At 49.6% G+C, this 24,964-nt stretch carries 24 protein-coding genes and 1 tRNA gene; 14 read left to right on the top strand and 11 right to left on the bottom strand.

Going from position 1 to position 24,964, the window contains the following annotated elements:
* The first annotated feature begins 69 nt into the window (after positions 1-69).
* Positions 70-801, top strand: a complete 732-nt coding sequence (locus tag QZ327_RS06805; RefSeq protein WP_294618206.1) for an HAD family hydrolase — start codon at positions 70-72, stop codon at positions 799-801.
* 80 nt (positions 802-881) lie between these two features.
* Here QZ327_RS06805 and QZ327_RS06800 read toward each other — a convergent pair.
* Positions 882-954: transfer RNA gene (locus QZ327_RS06800), tRNA-Arg, on the bottom strand.
* Positions 955-1,178: 224 nt separating this feature from the next.
* Here QZ327_RS06800 and asnA point away from each other — a divergent pair.
* Positions 1,179-2,216 (top strand): aspartate--ammonia ligase, encoded by a 1,038-nt coding sequence (gene asnA, locus QZ327_RS06795; RefSeq protein ID WP_294618204.1) that lies wholly within the window; start codon positions 1,179-1,181, stop codon positions 2,214-2,216.
* A gap of 245 nt (positions 2,217-2,461) precedes the next feature.
* The gene (gene ung, locus QZ327_RS06790) at positions 2,462-3,124 is read left to right on the top strand and encodes a uracil-DNA glycosylase (RefSeq protein WP_294618203.1); all 663 of its coding nucleotides are present in this window, start codon (positions 2,462-2,464) and stop codon (positions 3,122-3,124) included.
* Between the two features lie 45 nt (positions 3,125-3,169).
* Here ung and QZ327_RS06785 read toward each other — a convergent pair whose 3' ends face one another.
* The gene (locus QZ327_RS06785) at positions 3,170-5,971 is read right to left on the bottom strand and encodes a putative LPS assembly protein LptD (RefSeq protein ID WP_294618201.1); all 2,802 of its coding nucleotides are present in this window, start codon (positions 5,969-5,971) and stop codon (positions 3,170-3,172) included.
* Between the two features lie 394 nt (positions 5,972-6,365).
* Here QZ327_RS06785 and QZ327_RS06780 point away from each other — a divergent pair, with 394 nt between their 5' ends.
* Genes QZ327_RS06780 through QZ327_RS06770 form a run of 3 tightly spaced genes read left to right on the top strand, consistent with a single transcriptional unit; the run spans position 6,366 to position 8,969 of the window.
* Positions 6,366-7,283: an NAD(P)-dependent oxidoreductase gene (locus QZ327_RS06780; protein ID WP_294618199.1), complete on the top strand. Its 918-nt coding sequence runs from the start codon at positions 6,366-6,368 to the stop codon at positions 7,281-7,283.
* A gap of 32 nt (positions 7,284-7,315) precedes the next feature.
* Positions 7,316-7,690, top strand: a complete 375-nt coding sequence (locus tag QZ327_RS06775; RefSeq protein ID WP_294618197.1) for a four helix bundle protein — start codon at positions 7,316-7,318, stop codon at positions 7,688-7,690.
* 31 nt (positions 7,691-7,721) lie between these two features.
* The gene (locus QZ327_RS06770; RefSeq protein ID WP_294618196.1) at positions 7,722-8,969 is read left to right on the top strand and encodes a DUF1015 domain-containing protein; all 1,248 of its coding nucleotides are present in this window, start codon (positions 7,722-7,724) and stop codon (positions 8,967-8,969) included.
* A 94-nt stretch (positions 8,970-9,063) separates the two neighbouring features.
* On the opposite strand, the gene QZ327_RS06765 is transcribed toward QZ327_RS06770, so the two are convergent.
* Both QZ327_RS06765 and QZ327_RS06760 read right to left on the bottom strand, forming a co-directional pair.
* Positions 9,064-9,438: a hypothetical protein gene (locus tag QZ327_RS06765; RefSeq protein WP_294618195.1), complete on the bottom strand. Its 375-nt coding sequence runs from the start codon at positions 9,436-9,438 to the stop codon at positions 9,064-9,066.
* Positions 9,435-9,983 carry a sigma-70 family RNA polymerase sigma factor gene (locus QZ327_RS06760; RefSeq protein WP_294618194.1) on the bottom strand — a complete coding sequence of 183 codons (549 nt, stop codon included), beginning with the start codon at positions 9,981-9,983 and terminating at the stop codon, positions 9,435-9,437. Before QZ327_RS06760 ends, QZ327_RS06765 begins: the two co-directional genes overlap by 4 nt.
* A gap of 138 nt (positions 9,984-10,121) precedes the next feature.
* Here QZ327_RS06760 and QZ327_RS06755 point away from each other — a divergent pair, with 138 nt between their 5' ends.
* From QZ327_RS06755 to QZ327_RS06730, 6 genes are all read left to right on the top strand, one after another.
* Positions 10,122-10,520 carry a DUF6249 domain-containing protein gene (locus tag QZ327_RS06755; RefSeq protein ID WP_294618192.1) on the top strand — a complete coding sequence of 133 codons (399 nt, stop codon included), beginning with the start codon at positions 10,122-10,124 and terminating at the stop codon, positions 10,518-10,520.
* A 14-nt stretch (positions 10,521-10,534) separates the two neighbouring features.
* Complete coding sequence (locus QZ327_RS06750) at positions 10,535-10,936, top strand: FKBP-type peptidyl-prolyl cis-trans isomerase (protein WP_294618190.1); 402 nt, start codon at positions 10,535-10,537, stop codon at positions 10,934-10,936.
* Between the two features lie 156 nt (positions 10,937-11,092).
* Entirely contained in the window at positions 11,093-11,290 is a 198-nt protein-coding gene (locus tag QZ327_RS06745) for a hypothetical protein (protein WP_294618188.1), read from the top strand.
* Positions 11,291-11,398: 108 nt separating this feature from the next.
* Positions 11,399-12,733 (top strand): MATE family efflux transporter, encoded by a 1,335-nt coding sequence (locus QZ327_RS06740; protein ID WP_294618187.1) that lies wholly within the window; start codon positions 11,399-11,401, stop codon positions 12,731-12,733.
* A 98-nt stretch (positions 12,734-12,831) separates the two neighbouring features.
* On the top strand, positions 12,832-13,734 hold the full coding sequence (locus QZ327_RS06735; RefSeq protein ID WP_294618185.1) for a DMT family transporter: 903 nt from the start codon (positions 12,832-12,834) through the stop codon (positions 13,732-13,734).
* A 58-nt stretch (positions 13,735-13,792) separates the two neighbouring features.
* Positions 13,793-14,395 (top strand): YigZ family protein, encoded by a 603-nt coding sequence (locus QZ327_RS06730; protein WP_294618183.1) that lies wholly within the window; start codon positions 13,793-13,795, stop codon positions 14,393-14,395.
* A 47-nt stretch (positions 14,396-14,442) separates the two neighbouring features.
* Here the strand turns inward: QZ327_RS06730 and QZ327_RS06725 are convergent, their stop codons facing one another.
* Positions 14,443-14,667 carry a CDGSH iron-sulfur domain-containing protein gene (locus QZ327_RS06725; RefSeq protein ID WP_294618182.1) on the bottom strand — a complete coding sequence of 75 codons (225 nt, stop codon included), beginning with the start codon at positions 14,665-14,667 and terminating at the stop codon, positions 14,443-14,445.
* A gap of 126 nt (positions 14,668-14,793) precedes the next feature.
* On the opposite strand from QZ327_RS06725, the gene QZ327_RS06720 reads away from it, so the two are divergent.
* The gene (locus tag QZ327_RS06720) at positions 14,794-15,921 is read left to right on the top strand and encodes an HpaII family restriction endonuclease (protein ID WP_294618180.1); all 1,128 of its coding nucleotides are present in this window, start codon (positions 14,794-14,796) and stop codon (positions 15,919-15,921) included.
* A 230-nt stretch (positions 15,922-16,151) separates the two neighbouring features.
* Here QZ327_RS06720 and gcvP read toward each other — a convergent pair whose 3' ends face one another.
* From gcvP to QZ327_RS06690, 6 genes are all read right to left on the bottom strand, one after another.
* Complete coding sequence (gene gcvP / locus QZ327_RS06715) at positions 16,152-19,004, bottom strand: aminomethyl-transferring glycine dehydrogenase (RefSeq protein WP_294618178.1); 2,853 nt, start codon at positions 19,002-19,004, stop codon at positions 16,152-16,154.
* A 36-nt stretch (positions 19,005-19,040) separates the two neighbouring features.
* A complete protein-coding gene (locus tag QZ327_RS06710) occupies positions 19,041-19,679 on the bottom strand; it encodes an MBL fold metallo-hydrolase (protein ID WP_294618176.1) in 639 nt (212 codons plus the stop codon).
* A 144-nt stretch (positions 19,680-19,823) separates the two neighbouring features.
* Positions 19,824-20,444 carry a 16S rRNA (guanine(527)-N(7))-methyltransferase RsmG gene (rsmG, locus tag QZ327_RS06705; RefSeq protein ID WP_294618175.1) on the bottom strand — a complete coding sequence of 207 codons (621 nt, stop codon included), beginning with the start codon at positions 20,442-20,444 and terminating at the stop codon, positions 19,824-19,826.
* A gap of 114 nt (positions 20,445-20,558) precedes the next feature.
* Complete coding sequence (locus tag QZ327_RS06700) at positions 20,559-21,413, bottom strand: DUF3298 and DUF4163 domain-containing protein (RefSeq protein ID WP_294618173.1); 855 nt, start codon at positions 21,411-21,413, stop codon at positions 20,559-20,561.
* Between the two features lie 164 nt (positions 21,414-21,577).
* The gene (locus QZ327_RS06695) at positions 21,578-22,411 is read right to left on the bottom strand and encodes a helix-turn-helix domain-containing protein (RefSeq protein WP_294618171.1); all 834 of its coding nucleotides are present in this window, start codon (positions 22,409-22,411) and stop codon (positions 21,578-21,580) included.
* Between the two features lie 114 nt (positions 22,412-22,525).
* The gene (locus QZ327_RS06690; protein ID WP_294618170.1) at positions 22,526-23,671 is read right to left on the bottom strand and encodes a glycerate kinase; all 1,146 of its coding nucleotides are present in this window, start codon (positions 23,669-23,671) and stop codon (positions 22,526-22,528) included.
* A 196-nt stretch (positions 23,672-23,867) separates the two neighbouring features.
* Here QZ327_RS06690 and lipB point away from each other — a divergent pair, with 196 nt between their 5' ends.
* Positions 23,868-24,536, top strand: a complete 669-nt coding sequence (gene lipB / locus QZ327_RS06685) for a lipoyl(octanoyl) transferase LipB (RefSeq protein WP_294618168.1) — start codon at positions 23,868-23,870, stop codon at positions 24,534-24,536.
* Positions 24,537-24,964 lie beyond the last annotated feature (428 nt).

Below are 24,964 nucleotides of genomic sequence, written 5' to 3'. Positions count from 1 at the left end.
TGTATTCTAAAACAGTGCCCTGAAAAAAGGTTTTATTCAATTCTTAATCTTTAATTTTCAATTTTCCAAGTGTTTAAAGAATCAATCTCCCGCTATTTAAAAGAGCACGGACACTCCGGCATCCAACTGAAGGCTGTCCTGTTCGACATGGACGGAGTCCTGTTCAATTCCATGCCCTATCATGCCGATGCGTGGCACAAGGTAATGGAACGTCACGGCCTGCACCTGAGCCACGAAGAAGCTTACCTGCACGAGGGACGCACCGGAGCCGCCACAATCAATCTTGTATATCAACGGCAATACGGCAAGGACGCCACCACCGAAATGATAGAAAGTATCTATGCCGAAAAAAGCGAAGAGTTCAACAAGCATCCCGAGCCCGAACCTATGCCCGGTGCCTGGGAAGTGCTACAAAAAATAAAAGCGGAAGGCTTGACACCTATATTAGTGACCGGCTCCGGCCAACACTCTTTGCTGAACCGCCTTGCCCATCATTTTCCCGGCATGTTCCAACGCGAACGTATGGTAACCGCCTTTGACGTAAAATACGGCAAGCCCAATCCCGAACCTTATCTTATGGGACTGGAAAAGGCGGGTGTAAAACCCAATGAAGCCATTGTCGTTGAAAATGCCCCTATCGGCGTGCAGGCAGGAACAGCGGCGGGAATATTCACTGTTGCCGTCAATACCGGTCCGTTAGACGGGCAGGTGCTATTGGATGCGGGAGCCAATCTGCTATTCCCTTCCATGCAGGCTTTCTGTGACAATTGGGAAGGAATGCGGAAGACGTTCGCACAGTAAGAGTAAAGAGAATGAAATAAAAGTCCGATTAACGAATAACCTCCCTTTGCAAAGATTGCAAAGGGAGGTTTTTCGTTAAGTGACCCCGGTGCGATTCAAACGCACGACCTTCAGAACCGGAATCTGACGCTCTATTCACTAAGCTACGGAGCCTTAATCGCTTAATCGGATGCAAAAGTAGAAAAAATCTCTGCATATTCCTAATGTTCCTACATTTTTTCTTTCTATTCCGCGAAGAGCGCTCGTGCTGTTATTTTGAGAGCACAAAACGAATATATACAAACAATTTGTTATTTTTTTACTTGAAACAAAAACAAGTATCAATATTATTTCTATCTTTGCCCAACAAATTAATAAAAGTTACAGAGATTAAACTTATGAGCTACCTGATAAAACCCGAAGGATACAAACCTTTATTGGACTTAAAACAGACGGAATTAGGTATTAAACAGATTAAGGAGTTTTTCCAGCTGAACCTCTCCTCCGAACTTCGCCTGCGCCGTGTCACCGCCCCGCTCTTTGTGCTGAAAGGCATGGGTATCAATGATGATTTGAACGGCGTGGAGCGTGCCGTATCATTTCCCATCAAGGATTTAGGCGATGCCCAGGCAGAAGTGGTGCATTCGCTCGCCAAATGGAAACGGCTGACGCTTGCCGAATACCGCATCGAACCGGGATACGGAATTTATACCGACATGAACGCCATCCGAGCGGATGAGGAACTGGGCAACCTGCACTCCCTATATGTAGACCAATGGGACTGGGAGCGCGTCATCACCGAACAAGACCGCAACATCGATTTCCTGAAAGAAATCGTCACCCGCATCTACGCGGCAATGGTCCGTACGGAGTACATGGTATATGAAATGTATCCGCAAATCAAACCCTGCCTGCCACAGAAACTGCACTTTATCCATGCGGAAGAGCTACGCCGAATGTATCCTAATTTAGAGCCGAAATGCCGGGAGCATGCCATTGCCCAAAAGTTCGGTGCCGTGTTCATCATCGGCATCGGCTGCAAACTGAGCGACGGCAGGAAACACGACGGACGCGCCCCGGACTACGACGACTACACCACTTCCGGCCTGAACGGCCTGCCCGGATTGAACGGCGACTTATTATTGTGGGACGATGTGCTTCAACGCAGCGTGGAACTCTCCTCAATGGGTATCCGCGTAGACAAAGAAGCCCTGCAACGCCAGCTCGCGCAAGAGGGAGAAGAGAAACGGCTGGAACTCTATTTCCACAAGCGTTTGATGGGAGACGCCCTGCCCTTGTCTATCGGAGGCGGCATCGGTCAATCCCGCCTATGTATGTTCTATCTGCGTAAAGCGCATATCGGAGAGATACAAGCCAGCATCTGGCCCGAAGAGATGCGCTCGGAATGCAAGGCGCACAACATACACCTCATTTAGCATATTCCCCCCAAACCTCCCGGCAACAGGGCTCACAGGAAAGTACAGCACGCCCCCCCCTGTTCAGACGGAAGGACAGAAAAACAAAAGAGCATAAGCCATCGCACCATCAGTATCCCCTGCATCGTTTGCGTCCTTATGCTCTTTTTGTCTGAAAATAATATCAAAAAAACTCCATGCACTTCTGCACGTCCTATGATGAAATATTCGTACCTTAGCGACCGAAACCATTAACACTTCCTATTATGAATGTTCAAATTGAAGATAGCTGGAAAGCCCATTTGCAACCCGAATTTGACAAAGACTACTTTCACACGCTAACGGACTTCGTCCGTGAAGAATATGGGAAATGCACCGTATATCCGCCGGGAAAACTGATATTCAATGCTTTCAACTTATGCCCTTTTGATAAGGTAAAGGTAGTAATCATAGGCCAGGATCCGTATCATGGTCCCGGACAAGCACACGGGCTTTGCTTTTCCGTGAACGACGGCGTCCCTTTCCCGCCCTCCTTAGTCAACATCTTCAAGGAAATCAAACAAGACATCGGCACGGACACGCCGCCTACCGGCAATCTGACCCGTTGGGCGGAACAAGGCGTGTTAATGCTCAACGCCACCCTCACCGTACGCGCCCATCAAGCCGGTTCGCATCAAAACCGTGGTTGGGAAACATTTACGGATGCCGCCATCCGCATCCTTGCCGAAGAACAGGAACACCTGGTCTTCATATTATGGGGGGCTTACGCACAGCGGAAAGGGGCTTTTATAGACCGCAACAAGCACTTGGTGCTGACATCGGCACATCCCTCTCCGCTCTCCGCATACAACGGCTTCTTCGGAAACAAACACTTCAGTAAAGCCAATGAATATCTGAAAACATACGGCAAAGAAGAAATAAAGTGGTGAAATGAATTTATCATTTCACCACTCTGCCATCTTATTGCCTGTTGATCAGTACCACTGGATATTGCTCTGCGTCTGGCTTCTCTGCTCCCACTTCAGGTCTTGCAGGATACTTGCATTGGCGCGAATGGTGAAATTATAATATTTCCACATTCCGAAAGGAGAAAGACTTGCCGACATACTGAAACAGTGCAGGTCGCGCGTGATATTAAAGGTGGTCTGCACTATCTTCTTAGCCTCGAAGTCGTAACCGGAGTTAAAGCTTACCGCCCACTTATTGGAGAGTTTCACATTGCCGGAAGCGCTCAGGTTATGAGTATAGCGGTAGGGGTAACGCATCGTTTTCCGATTGATGGGCTTTGAAGCGTCCTCGGATATATTGAAGCTGTAATTAAAGTTCAAAGACCACGGCATTTTGAACACCTGATAACCGTCGGAATCGACAGCCGCCTTTTCGACCTTCTTCTTCGGAATGCCGCTATCGCCGGAACCCTCTTCCGCATCCTCTCCCTCCTCGGAACCCGTTTTGTCTTCCTTCTCTTTTTCAGAACTGCCAATGCCGCTCAGTTTCTCCTTCCACTTTTTCCATGTGTCATTATTAAAGGTGTAACTGAATGAGGACCCGTATCCCTGGAAGATACCGAAACGTCCGTACGACCATTCCGTACGATCATTAGGCACTACCCTGCCGTCCTTATCGAACTTATAGCCGTATGTCTTGAACGAAGAACTCATGCTGAACGTATAGTTCTTGCTCAATTTCAAACGCAAGTTCAATCCGAGGTCGCTCCACGGACGTGTTGCGGCAGCCATATTGTAACTGATGTTGGCACCCAGCTCGTCAATCAGGCTGACCTTCTTCACAGTATCTTTCTTGCTGTTGTAATACTTCATCTCCAGGTTGTTGGAGATACTGAAGTTTATACTTCCCTGCCTGCCTCTTCCCGGCACATCGAACGCCTGTCCCGAATAAGGGGAATAGACAATCGTGTCGCGTCTTCCGTCCGCATAATTCTTAATATAGGATTCATAATAGCCATAACGCGAAGAGCCGAAATCGGGAGCGGCGCTTATGCTTACCGACGGAGTTATGATATGGCGGATCTGTATCTTCTTCTTAGGAAGAAAAATCGGATTATACATGCCATATATCTTTGTATTGACGCCCAGGCTGGCATTGTAGTTATACACACGATGAAAACCGTAAACCGTATCGGTAGCCACTTCCCTGCCGCTTCCGTTGCCGGCGTTGGCGTCCCAGTCCTTCATCACCTTGCGCGTGTACCAACGTTCCGTATAGTTGACGGAGGGCGTCACATTGAAGTACTTGAACAGCGTGAAGGTGGCACTGACAGGTATCTCGTGCTTCATGCCGTTCTTCCAGTCCTTTATCAGGTTCGACTTGAACAGCAGGTTGTCCTTGGTCTGGATGCTGTTGGTGAGACGGCCTGTATAGCGTACCGAAATCTTCTCGTACCATCTTTCCTCGCCCGCCGCTTTCTTTCGTTTGAAAGGATAAAGAGTGGCCAAAGAGATATTCAGGTCGGGCAACGTGACGTTGACCGAAGAGTCTCTCATGGTCTGCGCTATATTGGTAGTAGCCGCAACCGTCAGTTTCCTGTCAAAGAAATAGCGGGAATAGCTGATGCTCGAGGTTTTCGTATTCTGCGACATGGCATTGGAGTTGTACATGTTTCCGATGTTGGTACGCTCGTAGCTGCTGGTCGCAAAGTTCACGCTGGCAGAGAATGTCTGATTGGGATTTGCCTTCGCATCCTGCCTGTGCGACCACACAATCTTGAAGTCCTTGGCAACGGAATAGTCCGGCAAGCCCTTATCACCGGTCTTGGTCACCTGATAGCTTGCCTGAAACAGACCGGAATATTTATACCGTTTGATATAATTGGACTCGGCATTCAAAGCCCAGGAACCTTTCGTGAAGATATCCGCCCTCAACTTCAGGTCCATCTTGTCGCTGATGGCGAAATAATATCCGCCGTCCGTCAAGCCGAAACCACGGCTGGAGTCGTCCATATAGGTAGGCATGAGGAAACCGGACGAATAACTGCTTGAGAACGGGAAAAAGAAGAACGGCACGGCAAGCGGCAAAGGCACATCCTCGACCACCAGGTAAGCGGGTCCCGTCACCACGTTCTTTTTAGGACGCACCTTGGCGTATGTCATCTGCATGTAAAAGTGCGGATGCTCATGGTGGTCGCAAGTGGTGTATCGCCCGCTCTTCATGTACAGTTCGTCGTTCGCTCCCTTCTTCGCATTGTTTCCGGTCACGTAGCCCTCGCCCTGCTGGCTGACCACATTGCTTATAATGCCCCTCTTGCTCTTGAAGTTGTAACGGATCGTATTAGTCTCGTACGGAGTTTCCCCGTCTTTGAAGACCGGCGTCCCCTTCTTCACCCCCAGGGAGTCTTCCACCCCGTGGGCATACACCGTACTGCTATCCATATTCATGGTGATGACATCCGCCGCCAGTTCTATCTGCTGGTAATTTACCTTTCCCTGCCCGTACAGATGCGCATATCCCCCTTGGGCAAATACGATGGAATCGTTTGCCTCATAGGTGACCGGAGCGTCCAAAGGCTGTTTCTTCTTGCCGGAAACAGCCGCCGTATCCATCTGCAGGGAGTCTCCCTGCAACGTATCGCGCACTCCCCGCCTGCGGGAAATCCTTCCCCGTTGTCCGGTAGAATCGTTCTGCAAGGAGTCCACCCGCCCTCTTTCGGGCGACACAACATCCCGCCTGCGGCGTTGCGAAACTGCCTCACCGGAAAGAAAAAGCAAGACGAATAGTAGTATGAATGATATGAATGTATTTGCTTTCAATGGCGTCATTAACTAATAGTTTGCGCTTGAAGGGGCAAAAGTACATAATTTATACGGATAATCTCTCTTTTTAAAGAAATTTAGATTGCGGCGGCACGGCTTTTCCATTGAAGCGCCACGCTCATTTTTCAAGCGCGGATTTGGCGGATTCGGCGCATAAAGCGGATTATTTAGAGCCTGTTTAAATTTTATTCAGCACTGTTTTGAGAGTTCTTTTCGAGGATGTTTTTCTATTTTCAGGAGGAGCATAGCGGACTATGTGACGAATAAAAAGAGGAAAACAGACCGGAAAGAAAATCAAAAGAAGCTAAAGAAAAACTTTTTGAAGAAAATTTAAACAGGCTCTAAAGTCGGTGTCAGTCTGCGTAGTCTGTGGTGAGTCTTTTTTAATACCTTTTGAATTATGAAAGTATTAGTCGCAACAGACAAACCGTTTGCCAAAGTTGCAGTAGACGGTATTCGCAAGGAAATTGAAGCAGCGGGTTATGAACTTGTTTTGCTGGAAAAATATGGCGATAAGGCAAAATTGCTGGAAGCCGTGAAAGATGCCAACGCCATCATCATCCGTAGCGATGTCATTGATGCCGAGGTGCTGGATGCAGCCAAAGAACTGAAAATCGTGGTACGTGCCGGTGCGGGTTATGACAATGTAGACCTGGCTGCCGCCACGGCTCATGGCGTGTGTGTGATGAACACTCCGGGACAGAACTCCAATGCCGTGGCAGAACTGGCTTTCGGGCTTATGGTAATGGCTGTCCGCAATATGTACAACGGTACTTCCGGTACGGAACTGATGGGCAAGAAACTGGGTATCCATGCATACGGCAATGTGGGTCGTAATGTGGCGCGTATCGCCCGAGGTTTCGGTATGGAGATTTTTGCATTCGACGCTTTTTGCCCGAAAGAGGTTATCGAGAAAGACGGTGTGAAAGCCGTGGCTTCTGCCGAGGAACTTTATGCGACATGTGATGTTGTCTCTCTGCACATTCCCGCCACGGCAGAAACCAAGAACTCTATCAACCATGCTTTGGTGAACAAGATGCCGAAAGGTGGCCTGCTGGTAAATACCGCCCGCAAGGAAGTCATCAATGAGGCCGAACTTATCCAATTGATGGAAGAGCGTAACGACTTGAAGTACATGACCGACATCATGCCCGCAGCCCACGAAACATTTGCAGCGAAGTTTGCCGGACGTTATTTTTCTACACCAAAGAAGATGGGTGCCCAGACTGCCGAAGCCAATATCAATGCCGGTATTGCTGCAGCCAAGCAGATTGTAGGGTTCTTGAAGGAGGGGTGTGAGAGGTTTAGAGTAAACTAATCAAATGTCATTTTAGATTTCTGATTTCAACTATGCAGACAAATCAAACATACGAGAAAGCTCTTGATTTTGCAGTGCGTATTGTGGGACTATATCAATATCTCGTTACTACTAAATGCGAGTATGTGATGAGTAAGCAAATATTGAGATGCGGAACATCAATAGGGGCTAATATCAGTGAGTCAATGTCTGCTGAGTCTACAAGTGACTTTATTCATAAGATGTCTATATCACTTAAGGAAACCAGAGAAACAATCTTTTGGTTGGCACTTCTTAATAGGTGTAACTATTTATCTGATTCTCAGTTTCAATCAATCAATGAAGATTGTTTTCAATTGAAAAAGATATTGTCTTCTATAATATTGACTTCTAAGAAGAAAATGCAGAACAAAGAGTGGAAAAAATGAAATCTAAAATTTAAAATCATAAATCTTAATCATGGCAACAATTAAACCTTTTAAGGGCATCCGTCCCCCGCAGGACCTGGTGGAGCAGGTAGCTTCCCGCCCATACGATGTTCTGAACTCCGCCGAAGCGCGCGCCGAAGCGGAAGGTAACGAGAAATCCTTGTATCATATCATTAAGCCCGAAATAGATTTTCCTGTGGGCACGGACGAACACGACGAACGTGTCTATCGGAAAGCTGCCGAGAACTTCCGGATGTTTCAGGACAAAGGCTGGTTGGTGCAGGACGACAAGGAGAACTACTACGTATATGCCCAGACCATGAACGGCAAGACGCAGTATGGTTTGGTTGTGGGCGCGTACGTGCCCGACTATATGAACGGTGTCATCAAGAAGCACGAACTTACCCGTCGCGACAAGGAAGAAGACCGCATGAAGCATGTCCGTGTGAACAATGCCAATATCGAACCCGTATTCTTTGCTTATCCCGATAATGCTGCGCTGGATGCTGTCATAGCCCGCTACACGGCTCAGAAACCCGTTTACGACTTTATCGCTCCGGGTGACGGTTTCGGACATACCTTCTGGATTATCGACAAGCAGGAAGATATTGATGCCATAACCCGGGAGTTTGCCCGAATGCCTGCGCTCTATATTGCAGACGGACATCACCGCAGTGCCGCCGCAGCGCTGGTGGGTGCGGAGAAAGCTGCGCAAAACTCCAATCATCGCGGAGACGAGGAGTACAACTACTTCATGGCGGTTTGTTTCCCCGCCAATCAGCTGACTATCATCGACTACAATCGTGTGGTGAAGGACCTGAACGGTATGGTTCCCGAACAATTTTTGGCTGCCGTAGGCAAGAACTTCATAGTGGAGGAGAAAGGGACGGAAATCTATAAACCGGCAGGTCTGCATAATTTCTCCCTTTACTTGGACGGCAAGTGGTACAGCCTTACCGCCAAACCGGGTACTTACAACGACAATGATCCTATCGGAGTGCTGGACGTTACCATTTCGTCCAACCTGATATTGGATGAAATTCTCGGCATCAAGGATCTCCGCTCTGACAAGCGTATTGATTTTGTCGGCGGTATCCGCGGCTTGGGCGAATTGAAGAAGCGGGTGGACAGTGGCGAGATGAAGGTGGCTTTGGCGCTGTATCCCGTCTCTATGAAACAACTGATGGACATTGCCGATACCGGTAATATCATGCCTCCCAAGACAACTTGGTTTGAACCGAAACTGCGTTCGGGACTGGTTATTCACAAACTGGACTGAACGGATTGATACAAAAGGAAGGGGATGCCAATATTGAAACAATAGCTGATTTCAATATTGGCATCCCCGTCTTTTTATTCGGAACTTCAAACGCTCAGGAATGATGTTTGAAGTATTGTCTTCTCATCCACCGGTCGAACAGGATGAAAAGCGGCACCGCTAAAACCAGCAGGAGATAGAACGAAGGTATCCGGATGTTTTCCGGCTGCGGAAAGGCGATAGGGGTGAATATTTCCCGGATGCTGTTGCCGAAGTACCGAACCGTGCCTGCCGCACTGATACCTATCAAGAAGATGGCGGCGGCGATAGTTGCCCATAAGGTTCTTCTTTCCGCTTTCCTTTCGCGCAGGCGTGCGGCTTCTTCTATCTTCCGCATGGTGCGGTAGGCAAAGTTGGACGGCAAGTGGAAAACTGTCTGTTGCTTCTCGACCGCTCTCTTCAATCCTCTGTCTTTTGTTTCTTCGTTCATATATCTTCTTGTTTCATCAAAACATAAATTTTTTTGCGTATACGGTGTAACTTCACTTTGGTGTTGCTTTCCGTCAGTCCCAAGATAAGGGCAACCTCATTCAATGCCTTGCCCTCGTAATAAAACAGGTTTATCAGTGCCCATTCTTCGGCATTGAGTTGTCCGATGGCCCTGTTCAGCCTGGCAATCTGTTCTTCCCTTTCGTCATTCAAGGCTTCGTCCACTTGGGTGTCCGAAATGCCGGCAAGCAGGGCATCGTCCATGACAAAGGTATCGAATTTTTTCTTTCGTGCGCACGATATGGCGGTGTTGTACGCAATCGAGTAAATCCATGTTGAAAAAGAGCTGTTCCCCTTAAAAGACGAAAGATGCCGGAACGCCTTTAGGAAAATGTCTTGAGTCAGTTCCTCGGCATCCTCCTGGTTGGAGACGACACGCACCACCAGGGTGAATACCTGCTGCCCGTATGTGTTGAGAAAATATTCGTACAGAGCCGTTTCTCCCTTCAGGATGCGTTGAATGATATGTAGTTCGTCGTCTTTCATTTTGTCTGTTAGACGCAGGTTCGCTTCTCCGGTTACAGGTTTTCCGAAAAAAAAATTCCGAAGAAGTGTAACCTCATGCAGGCTGTCGCGTCTAAAGGGTACAAAGAAACAAATTTACTCATTTAAAACGAAACGAATATGATGGATTTTATTATGATGCCGGTGATGCTGGCAATTGTTACTTTAGGCATTTACAAACTGTTTGAACTGTTTGTCTGCAAGAAAGAGCGGATTATGCTGATTGAGAAGATGGACGTGCGCGGACTTCTTCCTCAAATGGATATGCCTAAATTGCATGGGGGAAGTTTTTCATTCTCCGCTTTGAAGATAGGATGTCTGCTGGCAGGCATGGGACTCGGGTTGCTGCTGGGCTATCTTATCTGCTATACCACCATTCCCGACTATCTCGCAAGTAAGGATTGGAGACGGTTTAGAGAGACTGCCTCACTGATTTATGGAGCTTGCGTGCTGGGATTTGGCGGAATAGGGCTGATAGTGGCTTTCATTGCGGAATTGAAACTGAACAAACGGAATTAAGGTAGCAGACGGATATGAGCAGAAAAGAAGAATACAGGCTAAAGAACGAACAGTTCCTGCAAAACCTGCGTGCCGAAGAAGGAATCAGAGAATTGGGTGCCGGCGTGCTTTGCCGTGTGCTGGAGAGCGGGCAGGGGAGTGCTGCTCCGCGTTCTGGCAGCGTAGTGTCGGTGCATTACAAAGGAACACTCATCAACGGCAGGGAGTTTGACAACTCCTGGAAGCGTAATTGCCCGGAAGCTTTCCGCCTGAACGAAGTAATCGAGGGCTGGCAGATAGCCTTGCAGCAGATGCACGTAGGAGACCACTGGATAATCTACATCCCTTATGCCGTGGGATACGGCACACGTACCAGCGGACCTATTCCCGCTTTCTCCACTCTGGTGTTTGAGGTAAAGCTGCTGGGAATTGCCTGAGGTGGCGTGAACAATCCTTCTTCTTCATACGTTACATACATAGAGCCCGTGCGAATTCAGTTCCGCATGCTTTTGGAATTCTCAAAAGGAAGTGAATAAAAAACTTTTTGAAGAGAAATTGAACGGGCTCTGATAACTTAAACTTTAACGATAGGTATGAAACAGGAAAAGAAGAACAAGGAGTGCGATGCCATTGGCACCTCCCTTACGCCGGAGCAGCCGGCAAACGGAAACGGGAAAGAGACAGTGCCCGGACAACAAATCGGGCTGTATGGCAATGCCGATAAGAAAGATGTCAGCCAGATGGTCAAGATGCTCAACCCGGGCAAGCACAGCATGGAAAGCAGAGGATAATCCTCTGCTTTTATTTTATCCCCTTGCCGGATAGATTGCACCGCGATGTTTTGTATCTTTGCCGGGAAATACGAAACGGAATACGAAAACATCGAAAGACGGTAGCGAATGTCACGAAACGGAGACCTCACCCAAGGGGGAATAACGAGTACGCTGTTGCGTTTCACCTTGCCCATGCTGGCAGGTTCGTTGTTGCAACAGTGCTATAACATAGCCGATACGCTGATTGTAGGGCAATGTATCGGTGCGGATGCCCTGGCGGCGGTAGGCTCGGCATATACGCTGATGGTATTTCTCATATCCGTCCTGCTTGGTTTGTCTATCGGCAGCGGTACGGTATTTTCGCTGCACTACGGTGCGGGAAACGGTTCCGCCTTGCGCCGTAGCATTTTTGTGTCGTTCGTGCTGATAGCTACGGTCACATGCGTGCTGAATGTGGCGGCGTTTGTATGGTTGGACCCTATCCTCCGCTTGCTGCAAGTGCCGCAGGACATTTACGGCATGATGCGTAGTTACCTGTGGATAATTTTCTGCGGCATCGTCTTTACGTTTATCTATAATTTCTATGCGGCGCTCCTGCGTGCCGTGGGCGATTCCGTCACTCCCCTTTGGTTTCTTGCCGTTTCCGTTGTGCTGAACATTGTGTTCGACCTCTTCTTCATCCTGCAATTGGGATGGGGCATCGAGGGAGCCGCTATAGCTACCGTTGTGGCACAGGGAGTTGCCGCTGCGGGAATCATGTTCTATACCCGTGGAAAACGCCCGGAGTTGCGGCTGCATCGCCAAGATATGCGTTTTGACCGTTGCAGCCTGAAAGAGATAGTCTCTTTCTCCACACTGACCTGCGTGCAGCAGTCGGTGATGAATTTCGGTATACTGATGATACAAGGGCTCGTCAACAGTTTCGGTACAGCCGTCATGGCGGCGTTTGCCGCTGCCGTCAAGATAGACTCCTTCGCATATATGCCCGTGCAGGAGTTTGGAAATGCTTTTTCCACTTTCATTGCACAGAACTTCGGGGCAGAGCGTTACGAACGTATCCGCCGGGGTGTCCGCAGTGCGTTTCTTACTACGGTGGTGTTTTCGCTGATAGTCTCCATACTTGTGTTTGCCTTTGCGGAACCGTTGATGCTGGTTTTTGTCCGTCCGTCCGAGGTGGAGATACTTGCCATGGGAGTGGAATATCTGCGCATCGAGGGTGCGTTCTATGGCGGCATCGGCATCCTGTTTTTGCTCTACGGCTATTACCGTGCCATCCGTAAGCCGGCAATGTCGGTGGTGCTTACGGTGATTTCGTTGGGCACCCGCGTGGTGCTTTCCTATGTGCTTGCCGCCATTCCGTCTGTCGGAGTGACGGGCATTTGGTGGTCTATACCTATCGGGTGGTTGCTGGCAGATGTGGTAGGGATATGTTATTATAACTCTTCTAATTCCCTTAAATGAAAAAACTGTGGTGCATTTGTGAGGTAAAACCGAAAAGGTGTACAACGTATGCCTAAAAGCGGTATCTTTGCGCCCGGTTTTCAGAAAGAGATATTGCCATGACAAGTGAACGTCTTAAAGGATTTACTTACGGTGCCATTGCCGCCGCCAGTTACGGAATGAATCCGTTGTTTGCATTGCCTTTGTATGGGGCGGGGATGAATGTGGATTCCGTCCTGTTCTACCGCTATTTTTTCGCAGTAGTGATGTTGGGCATCCTGATGAAAGTGAAGAGGCAATCCTTTGCCTTGAAGAAGGCCGACATACTTCCGTTGGCGGTAATGGGACTGCTGTTCTCCTTTTCTTCCTTCTTTCTGTTCGAGAGCTATAACTATATGGATGCAGGCATCGCGTCCACCATCCTGTTTGTTTATCCGGTGCTGGTGGCTGTCATCATGGCGGTGTTCTTTCACGAGAAGGTCTCTTTTATTACGATGTTTTCCATTGCGCTGGCGTTTACGGGTATCTCTTTGCTGTATGAGGGTGGAGACGGAAAGACGCTGAGCACGTTGGGAGTGCTGTTTGTCATCCTCTCTTCGCTGACGTATGCCATATATATAGTAGGGGTGAACCGTTCTTCCCTGAAAGACCTGCCCACGGCAAAGCTTACTTTCTATGCCTTGCTGTTCGGCATCAGCATTTACGTGGTCCGTCTGGATTTCTGCACGGCTCTGCAGCCTGTCCCTTCCCCGGTGTTATGGGTCAATGTTCTTTCGCTGGCTCTGTTTCCTACTATCATTTCATTGATTATGATGACACTTTCCATTCATCGCATAGGCTCTACGCCGGCTGCCATTTTGGGAGCGCTGGAGCCTGTGACGGCGCTGTTCTTCGGAGTAGTGGTGTTTGGCGAGCAACTCACCCCGCGCATTATGTTTGGCGTACTGATGATACTGTCTGCCGTAACCTTGATAATCGCGGCGAGACCGTTGTTGGAATTGGCGAAGAAACACATCCGTTGAACGTTTTTTTTGACAGTTATCCAAAGGCGGATAGCAAAAAGTGTAGTATCTTTGCGGCATGAGTGAAGATACGTATAAAACCATTGCCGCCCCGTCCGAAGGAATATATACCGAGAAGCGCAGCAAGTTTATTGCCGTTGCCTTGCCGGTGCGTACGGTTGAAGAAGTAAAGGCGCATCTGGAAACTTATCAGAAGAAATACTACGATGCCCGCCATGTGTGCTATGCCTATATGCTGGGGCATGAACGCAAGGATTTCCGTGCCAATGACAACGGAGAACCGTCCGGAACGGCAGGAAAACCTATCCTGGGACAGATAAACTCGAACGAGCTGACGGATATCCTGATTATTGTTGTCCGCTATTTCGGCGGTATAAAGTTGGGCACGAGCGGGCTGATAGTGGCGTATAAGGCAGCTGCCGCCGAAGCTGTCGCCGCTGCTTCCGTCATTGAGAAAACGGTGGACGAGACGGTGACCGTCCTCTTCGAATATCCTTTCATGAATGATGTGATGCGCATCGTGAAGGAAGAAGAGCCGGAAATGCTGGAACAGTCCTACGACATGGATTGCCGCATGACGCTCCGTATCCGTAAGTCGATGATGCCCAGGCTGAGGGCACGTTTGGAGAAAGTGGAGACTTTACGCTTTGAAGAAGCGTAAAGTCTTCGGGCTTCCTTTAACTCCCGATAGCTCCTCCAACTCTTTTATCAAATGGAAGAGTCGTGCTTCACCGATAGGTCGTTATAGTGTATCTTGCGGTGCGTTCCGTCGCAGAAAGGTTGCTTGGAAGAGCGCCCGCAACGGCAGAGGGCTATCCTGCCTTCCTTCATTGTCGCTCTGCCTTCCCTGTCTATCAGTTTGAAATTGCCTTCTACAATGAAAGGCCCGTTTGGCGTAGCCGTAACGGCTACCTTATTTTCTTCTTTTTCCATGTTCTCGTTTTTTATGTTTTACGTATCCGGTAGAACGTTTCCGTATGGAAATAGTTTGTTAATTCCATATCTTTTATATGGATTTACTTATCTTTGCACACTTATTTAACAAAAAATCGAGTTGATATGGCATTTGAAGCAACAAAGCGTGAACTGGGCGAGCTTTATACATTTTTCCGCTTGCTGGCGGACGGAAAGGTTTTTCTTGGCACTCCGAAGGCACAGAAAGATGATAAGAATTGCTGGCATATTGCGCTGATACAGAGAGAAGAACATGACGGTACGCGCCGTTACTATATCGAAGAGGAGGATGTGCGCATTGTCAGCGGCGTGATGGAGAAGGACGGCACGTTTGCCGCAACGGCAGGGAAAGAACCTGTTGTTTTTCCACGTGCTGACTTTGGCGATGCGGCGGAAATGATACTTTATCTGCTGAAGAACGGGCAAGGAGAGGAAGTGGAAGTGCCCGAAGGGCTGGAAGCTTTTCTGGATGCCGTGAACATCTACGATTTGGAGTCGAAGACGGACGACCGTACGGACTTCTCCATAGCCTTCTGGAGCGTGGACGCTCCGCTGACGGGCTTTGCCGTCCGTTGCCGCCTCAGCCGTATGAACCCGTTGCTGGACGGCGGGCGCACTGCCAACCTGAAACTGGAGCAAAGCGGGGTGAAGTTTGCCGTGCCCACGGTGAACAAGGTGAACGCCTTGCCCGAATCGCCTACGGAAGTTGCCGAACGCATGATGATGATTGAGCGTCTGGGCGGCGTGTTGAAGTATTCCGATGTTGCCGACCGTGTGTTCCGTTGCAACCTGCTGATGATAGACCTGCACTTTCCCCGCATGCTTGCCGAAATGGTGCGTATCATGCATCTGGACGGCATCACCCGCGTTGCCGAACTGACGGAACGCATCAAGGAGATAAATCCTTTGAAGATAAAGGACGAACTGATAAACAAACACGGCTTCTACGAGTTCAAGATGAAACAGTTCCTGCTGGCGCTTGCGTTGGGCATGCGTCCGGCAAAGATTTACAACGGTACGGATTCTGCCGTAGAGGGTATGTTGTTGACCAACGGAGAGGGTGAGGTGCTTTGCTACCATAAATCCGCCAAGCAGACTTTTACCGACTATCTTTATCAAAACACCCGTTTCGAGAAAGGTTCGGTGGATAAAGACAAATACGGTTTTCTGGAGCGGGAGAACGGGGTGTATTATTTTAAACTGAATGTAAAGATAGGGTTACTGAAAAGGTAACTTTAATACGCGGCTTTTGCATTCAAGGGAGTTAGAGGAGTTATCACTTCGTTAGAAGTCGTTAAAGTCGTTAAAGTAGTTAGAGCCGATACTCTTGCGTATGACATTGTCATAGAAGTATCGGCTTTAACTTCTAAGCCGACTTGGCGGCTGATAGCTCCTTTTAACTCCTCTAACTCCTCTGAATGAAAAAACCGTGTATTTAATTTCTCTTTTATCCTAAACAGGCTCTAAGATTCAAAACATCCGTAGCATGTAGGCAGCAACTTGCGGTCGCCCAGCGTGTTGTCCACACGTGCCACATTCACCCAGAACTTATTATCGCGGACGCTTTCTATCGGATATGCCGCTTTCTGTCGCGTGTAGCCGTGTTCCCACGTGTCGGCAACCACCTCATACTCGGGATGCGGTGCATTTACCAGTACATTGTCCGTCTTGTCCGCTTCGCCGCTCTTCACTTCCTGTATTTCCTGCCAAATGGACAGCATCACGTTGACGAAGTTGTCCAGTTCGGCAAGGCTCTCGCTTTCCGTCGGCTCTATCATCAGTGTGCCGTGAACGGGGAAGGAGAGGGTAGGCGCATGGTAACCGTAGTCCATCAGGCGCTTGGCGATGTCATTCTCGCTGATGCCCGTCTCTTCGTGCACCTTGCGGCATTCCAGTATCATTTCATGTCCCACAAAACCGTTTGCTCCGCGATAGACGATGCCGTAGGTCTCTTTGAAGCAAGCAGCCAGATAGTTGGCGTTCAGAATGGCAACCTTGGTGGCACGTGTCAGTCCTTCCGTGCCCATCATGCGGATGTAGCCGTAGGTGATAGGCAGGATGCCCGCGCTGCCGAAAGGAGCTGCCGATACTTGGTTGGCGGCACTGCCCGGCAGTTCGTGTCCCGGCAGGAACGGAACCAGGTGTTCCGCCACGCAGATAGGACCTACGCCCGGTCCGCCGCCGCCATGAGGTGATGCGAATGTCTTGTGCAGGTTCAGGTGGCATACGTCGGCACCGATAAATCCGGGATTGGTCAGACCCACCTGTGCGTTCATGTTGGCGCCGTCCATGTATACCTGCGCGCCGCAGGCATGGATAATCTTGCAAATCTCCACGATTTCCGTTTCGAAGATGCCATGCGTAGAGGGGTAGGTAATCATCAGGGCGGCAAGGTTGTCCTTGTTCTCCTCGGCTTTGGCGCGCAAGTCGTCCATATCCACATTGCCCTGTTCGTCGCAGGCGCAGGTGACGGTGGTAAAACCTGCCTGGACCGCCGATGCCGGATTGGTGCCGTGTGCCGATGCGGGTATCAACACCTTGTTACGGTGTCCCTGCCCGATACTTTCCTGATAAGCACGGATGACACGCAGTCCCGCATACTCTCCGGCAGCCCCGGAATTGGGTTGCAGGCTTACGCCGGCAAAGCCGGTGATAGTTTTCAGTTCTTCGCAGAGGTTACGGATAAGCTCGCGATAACCTTCCGCCTGCTCTTCGGGCACGAGCGGGTGCATGCCCATGAACTCCGGACGGCTGAGCGGCAGTAACTCTGCGGCAGCATTCAGCTTCATGGTGCACGAACCGAGGGAAATCATGGAGTGTGCCAATGAAATGTCCTTGCGGTCCAGCCGCTTGATGTAGCGCATCATTTCCGTCTCCGTGTGATACTTGTTGAACACTTCGTGCGTCAGGTATGCGCTTTGACGGCGGAACGATTGCGGAATGGTGCACTCTTCCGGGATGTCGGCGGCTTTGGTATAATCTTTTCCGGCGGCGATGCCGAAGATGGAGAGCAGTACGTTGACTGCCGCCAAGTCGGTGGTCTCGTCAATGCTCATGCCTACGTCGCCGTTATTGAAGTAGCGCAGGTTCACTTCCTTGCTTAGGGCGATGGTGCGGACTTGCTGTGCCGACACATTGTCGGGCAGCGCGAAGCGGAGCGTGTCGAAGTAACGGGCATTCGTCTGCCTGTAACCCAGTTTATTGATTTCTTTCTCCAAATATGCGGCGATACTGTGGATGCGTCCTGCAATGGCACGGATGCCTTCGGGACCGTGGTACACGGCATAGAAACCTGCCATAGTGGCAAGCAACGCCTGTGCCGTGCAGATGTTGGAAGTAGCCTTTTCGCGTTTGATGTGCTGCTCGCGGGTTTGCAATGCCATGCGGTAGCACAGTTTGCCGTATTTGTCTTTCGACCATCCGATGATGCGCCCCGGCATGTTGCGCTTGTACTCGTCGCGTGTGGCGAAGTAGGCTGCCGACGGACCGCCGTAGAACATCGGTGTGCCCAGCCGTTGGGTGGTTCCGAACACGATGTCCGCTCCCCATTCGCCCGGAGGGGTGAGCAGGGCAAGGCTCAGCAGGTCGGCGGCAACCGCCACTTTGCAGCCTGCGGCGTGTGCTTTCTTCACAAAAGAACGGTAGTCCTCTATGTTTCCTGCGGCGTTGGGATACTGCACGATACAGGCAAAAGTATCCGGCGCAAGCTCCGTTTCATCGTATCTGCCCGTCCGTATTTCGATGCCCTGCGGCACGGCGCGGGTGGTGATGACGGCAAGCGTCTGCGGGAACACGTTTTCGTCTACGAACACCACGTTGGCTCCCGCCTTCTGCATCTCGCGCGGGCGCAACGCATACATCATCGTCACGGCTTCGGCAGCGGCGGTAGCCTCGTCCAGCAAGGAACAGTTGGCAAGGGGCATGCCGGTGAGGTCGGTAACGGCGGTCTGGAAATTCAGCAGGGCTTCCAGCCGTCCTTGCGACACTTCCGTCTGATAGGGCGTGTAGGATGTGTACCACACGGGATTTTCGAATACGTTACGTTGGATGACGGCTGGTGTCACGGTGTTATACCAACCCATGCCGATGTAGGAGGTGTAGAGTTTGTTTTTGGCAGCCAGCTCTGCGATGTGCCGGCCGAACTCGTATTCGGTCATGGCTTCGGGCAGAGCCAGCGGTGCTTTCAGGCGGATATTCGCAGGGATGGTTTTATCAATCAGTTCGTCCAGACTTGCCACGCCGATTTTGCGGAGCATCTGTTCTTCGTCTTTCTTGCTGATGCCGATATGACGGTTAGCCAACAGGTCGTTTTTCATGTGTATTGTTCATTTAAAGTTAAGTACTGATGATAATTATCTGAAGAACGGGTTCTCCGCCTTCTCCGTGCCGATGGTCGTAGGCGCTCCATGCCCCGGATAGACAATCGTTTCGTTGGGAAGCGTGAACAGGCGGCTGCATATATGTTCTATCAGTTCGTCGAAGTTGCCGCCGGAGAGGTCGGCGCGGCCGATACTGCCTTGAAACAGCACATCGCCGGAGAACATGCAATGCTCCGCCGCACAATAGAACACCAGGCTGCCCGGCGAATGCCCCGGTACGTGGATGGCTTCCAGTTCCGTATGGCCGAAAGCGATGATGTCGCCGTCGTGCAGGTACGTGCCCAACGGCACGGGCTGCTCCTGCAATTGGAAGCCGAACATGCGGCTTTGCTTGGGTGCTTCGTCAATCCAGAATTCATCCGCCTGATTGGCTTCCGCTTTCAGCCCGAATTCTTTCAGCAGGAAGGGGTTGCCGAAGATGTGGTCCAGGTGCAGGTGTGTGTTCAGCAGGTGTTTCACGTTCAGCTTGTTGCTGATGATAAAGTTCTTTAAAGCCAGTTTTTCCTCGTCGTAGAAGCAACCGGGGTCTATAATTACGGCTTCGTTGGTATCGTCCCACAGTACGTAGCAGTTCTCCGGGAACATGTTGAATTCGAATCTCTTTATCTTCATAGGATTATGTTTACTGTAATAATTTCCTTTTTTATGTTTTGCTGCAGGGGTGTATACGGAAGAAACCTAAACATTGACTTTAGCGTTGCAAACCTCGACTTTAGGCGGCTGAAGGTCAACTTTACGGTTTCCGATGCTTACCTCTTATACCGATACGTACACCACCTTTTTGGTCTCGAAAAACTCTTCCTTGAAAAACTCTTTCAGGTCCCACATCGTGGTTTTGTTTTTTACGGGCATCGCTTCTTTCTCCAGCTCGCCGCCTTTCAGGCAGATGAGTCCGTTGGGCAGTGCGTTCTGCTGCTTGGGAGAAATGTTCTTTCGGATGATTTTCAGTAAATCGGCAAGAGGCATCACGGCACGGCTCACAACGAAGTCGAACACCTGCTTCTCCTCCTCGGCACGCGCGTGGCGGGTGGTTACGTTTTTCAGTCCGATGCTACCGGCTATCTCGGTGGCTACGCGCACTTTCTTGCCGATGCTGTCCACCAGGTGGAACTGCGTTTCGGGAAAGAGTATGGCAAGCGGGATGCCCGGAAATCCGCCCCCTGTGCCTAAGTCCATGATTTTCGTACCCGGTTTGAAACGGATTACTTTGGCTATGCCTAAGGAGTGGAGAACGTGATGTTCGTACAGGTTCTCGATATCTTTACGTGAAATGACGTTTATTTTGGAATTCCAGTCCGTGTAGAGATCGTAGAGTGCGGCAAACTGCCTTTTCTGCTCCTCGGTCAGGTCGGGAAAGTAGTTCAGGATAAGGTCCATTGTTTTTATTTTAGGTTTCGGATTTTAAATTTCGGATTTATGATTGGTTGTTCGGATTTCAAATTTCAGGTTTATGATTGGCTGCGCGTTGATGCCGCACGGCAATCCATAAATCTAAAATCTGAGTTCTGAAATCTTTATGCTGTCGTCGCTCAGCAGCGGTTGTATTACTTCATACGGCAATGTTATCTTCACGGGGCCCATTACGTAGGGGGCGATGTCGTATACATTATAATAGAATGTGATGCCTTCGCTGCCCAGGTAGAAGTTTTCCGTAGGGGTCAGGTCGCCGGTGGTGGCGTAGCCTATATCTTCCAGTTCCTGACGGGTGGATACCTTGTTGTCCGCCATGAGCTGGTTCCACAGAAGGTCGGTGAGCTGTTCTTTGTATTCGCCTGCAAACAAGTCGTCCAGGCGGACGGGTGCCAATGTGCGCAGGTCGAGGTTGTGGAAAGAGGACGTGTAGATGCCGTGCGCGCCGCCGGTATATTCGTTGTAGTCGATGCGGTAGACGAGCAGATGCCCGGTGTATAGTTGCACGTGGCTTTCCAGACCTTTGTAGTAGGAGTACCATGCACCTATCTCTCCGGCATTCTCTTTATCCTGTTCGTCTTTCAGATACATCGGCTCCAGATCTTTGCGATAGTCGCCGACATACTTTTCGGTATACTTCCTCACGGCTTCTTCGGGTGTCATGTTCATAAACTGCTCGCCGAAGCAGGCGTAGAGAAAGTAGGTGTTCAGGCTGTCCTTCATCTTCGGGTCGGAAGAGCGGGAAACGAATGCCAGGCTGAGGGTGAGGTTGCACGCCGGTTTGGCGGTATCGCCGAAGAGGTGTGCGGTCTCGTTCACTTGTATACTGTCGAACTCCAACGCTCCGGCGTTTTTGTTCATGATGTTACCGCAAGAAAAGAAAAAGCCGCTTGCCGCAAGCAGAAGGACAAGTAGGCTGACAGTTTGTTTTTTCATATTGAGTTTCATTTATAAATCAACATATCGTTCGGAAATCCGTATCGACAAATATAGAACTTATTAGCGAACTCCACCTATAAAAAAAGAAAAAAAGTATTTTGTTGCATGGCTTAATCAAAAAGCCATGTATCAGGGCGCCGTTTTAAACATCGTTGGCAGGCTCAGCTGTTCCTGTATTCCTGCGGGCTCATTCCCATGTGCCTTTTAAAGTACTTGCCGAAAAACGAGGCGCTGGGAAAGTTCAGCGAATAGGCAATCTCCTGAATGGTCATGTCGGTGGATTTCAGTTTTGCCTTGATGTCGATGATAACCACATGCGCTATGATGTCCAGCACATTCTTGCCCGTCACCTGCTTGATGGTGGTGCTGAGGTGTTGCAGGGATATGCCCAGTCGTTGGGCGTAGAACCGCGCGCGGCGTTCGGTGGTATAGTTCTCGATAAGCAGCTGCACGAACTCGCGGCATAGCTCCTCTTTCCGGCTTTTCACTCTGCTTGGGAGTTCCGTACGGTTGCTGTACAAGTCGTTGATACCGTCGAGCAATGTGTTCAGCACGTTCTGTGCCATTCGCGTCTTGGGCATATAGGAACCGGTAGAGATACGCGCCAGCAATGCGAAGTACTCCTTGAAATAAGAGGCGACCGTATCGTTGAGCGGTATCACAGGCGACTCTATAATCTTGGAATATGAGCCTACGGTGGATTGGATGATGTTGATTCCGTTGAGGCAGTGCTCGGAAAATCCGGCAAAGCAGATGCGTACTTTCTCTCTTTGACCGTGAAACTGGATGATGGTGCCCGGAAGCAGTATGATGAAGTCGCCTTGTTTGATTTCGATGTCCATTAAGTTGATGGATACCGTAATGGAGCCTTCGGTGCATAAAGCGAAGATACATGCCTTCAGGCGGCAGGATTGCTTGTAGATATTAAGGATGTCTTCTGTGACGTCTGTCCATGCAATCAGGTCTACGGGAAGGTCGACATGTGGAAATTCCATAAGCGTTGTCGTATTTTGGTCCGCACAAAGTTACGTTTTTATTTTTCAATTGCTATTACAAGGGCATCGGCTTTAACTTCTTTAACGAACCTAATGGAGCGGTGGATAACTCCTCTAACCCCTGTGTTTCAGTGTGGTCAGTATTTGTTCTACCGTCCACCGGATGTTGGCGCTTGCCCAATCCTTTTGCATGGCTTTTTCAAGGCTTACCGGCGCGTTGATGATGGAGTATATGCCGATGAACCCCATTTCCCTGAGTTCCTGGCACAACTCTACGGAGCCGCCTATGGCAAGGGTGGGGATGCCTTTGCGTCCGGCATGCCGCAATATGCCTGCCGCTGTCTTCCCCGTGGCGGTCTGCGAATCTATCTTCCCTTCTCCCGTAATGACAAGGTCCGCTCCCTCGAGCATGGAGTCGAAACCGATGGCATCGAGCACCATTTCTATTCCCGGCGTCAGCCCGGCGTTCAGAAAGGCGTTGAAGGCACCGCCCAATCCGCCTGCGGCTCCGGCTCCGCGTAAGGACGTTATGTCTTTTCCGAACTGTCCGGCTATGATACGGGCAAACGAACACATGCCGCCGTCCAACGCCGCCGTCATTTGCGGGTCTGCTCCTTTTTGGGGAGCAAACACATACGCCGCTCCATCAGGACCGCAAAAGGGAGTGTCCACATCGCAAGCCACGATGAACTCCGACTCCCGCACTTCGGGCATAAGGGACGACAGGTCTATCCGGACAATGGATTTCAGAGCGGCTCCGCAACCTTTCAGCCGTTGTCCGCGGCTGTCCAGAAATCTTGCTCCTAAGGCGGAGAGCATGCCTGTGCCCGCATCGTTGGTGGCACTGCCGCCTATTCCCACTAAGAATTTGCGGCATCCCTTGCGTAGCGCATCCCGAATCAGCTCACCGGTGCCGTAAGTGGAGGTGACCCACGGATTCCGTTCGTCCGGATGTAAGAGCGGGAGACCGCTGGCGGCGGACATCTCTATAATGGCGGTTTGGATACCGTTTAAAGTCACAATCCCGTACGCTGCTTCTATCTGCCTTCCCAAAGGATCGGCAACGGTAGTTGTGTGGATGTATCCGCCCAAGGCTTTGACTATGGCATCTACGGTTCCTTCGCCACCGTCTGCCACGTTTGCCTTGACAACAGTGCATTGCGGAAAAACATTCCTGATTCCCGCTTCCACGGCAGCCGCCACTTCCAAGGAAGTTAATGAGCCTTTGAACGAATCCGATGCGACAACGATTTTTTTCATGTCCTGCGTATTGTTGAAGTTGATGGGATGAGGAGTTGGCAAGTTAATAAGGCTTGCCGGCTCTTTTGTCCAGGCAACAAAGTTATTAAAAGTATGTAGATGTAATGAATGCTTTTGGGGAAATTAAGGATAATCTCTGTATTTATATTCTTACCGACAAATTGTATTAATAAAATAAATGTGATATATTTGTGATATGAGACTGGAAATAACGGATTGGAAAACTGTTCCCTATGCCGAAGCATGGGACAGGCAGACGGTATGTTTTGACGCGCTTGTGCAAGCCAAACAAGCGGGAGAGGAGTATGTGAACCGTATTGTGCTCTGCGAGCACCCCCATGTATACACGTTGGGGCGCAGCGGCAAGGAAGGCAATATGTTGCTGGGCGAAGAACAGCTCCGTGCGATAGGGGCTTCGCTGTATCATATAGACCGTGGCGGGGATATCACTTACCACGGACCGGGACAACTGGTCTGTTATCCTATCCTGAATTTGGAAGAGTTCTCTTTGGGATTGAAAGAGTATGTGCATCTGCTGGAGGAAGCGGTGATTCGCGTCTGTGCTTCCTACGGGATACGTGCCGGTCGTGTGGATAAGGCTACCGGCGTATGGCTGGATGGTGATTTGCCGCGTGCCCGTAAAATTTGCGCTATCGGCGTGCGGAGCAGCCATTATGTCACGATGCACGGGTTGGCGCTCAATGTCAATACGGACTTGCGTTATTTCAGCTATATCAATCCCTGCGGATTTATAGATAAAGGAGTGACTTCGCTTCAAAAAGAGCTGGGACGGGAAGTGCCGATGGAAGAAGTGAAAGGACGACTTTGCCATGAATTGGAAGACATGCTTGAAAACAGGCGGTAGGAGAGGGGAAAAAGACTGTTTTTAAGATGTTAACTTTTTATGTCCAATGAAGTTAACTTCTTATACTTAATGATGTTAACTTAGTATGCCTGATGATGTTAACTTGTTGTCATCAACGATGTTAACTTATCAGAAGAGGTCCAGTGTTTTTATTTTTTACTTTCAGGGTACCGAAAAGTCAAGAGAGGGAAGATGTTTGAAAAGTGTTTTTTAAACGTTCGTTTAATAAACACCTTTCCGGTGCAGACTATATTAAATATAAATATAAGGAAATAGACAAAAATCCACAAAGGATTTCTTAATGACTTATTTATTAATATACAGTATCTTACATGCTTTATCAACTATAATAATCAAAGAAATTCTATCAAACATTTTGCCAATACAAAAAACTGCCATATCTTTGTGTTTATTAAACGAACGTCTAA

Origin of the sequence: uncultured Bacteroides sp., from assembly GCF_910578895.1 — a bacterium.
Taxonomy (GTDB): Bacteria; Bacteroidota; Bacteroidia; order Bacteroidales; family Bacteroidaceae; genus Bacteroides.
The sequence above is the reverse complement of the archived record's forward strand: the minus strand, read 5'-3'. Positions and strand labels throughout refer to the sequence as shown.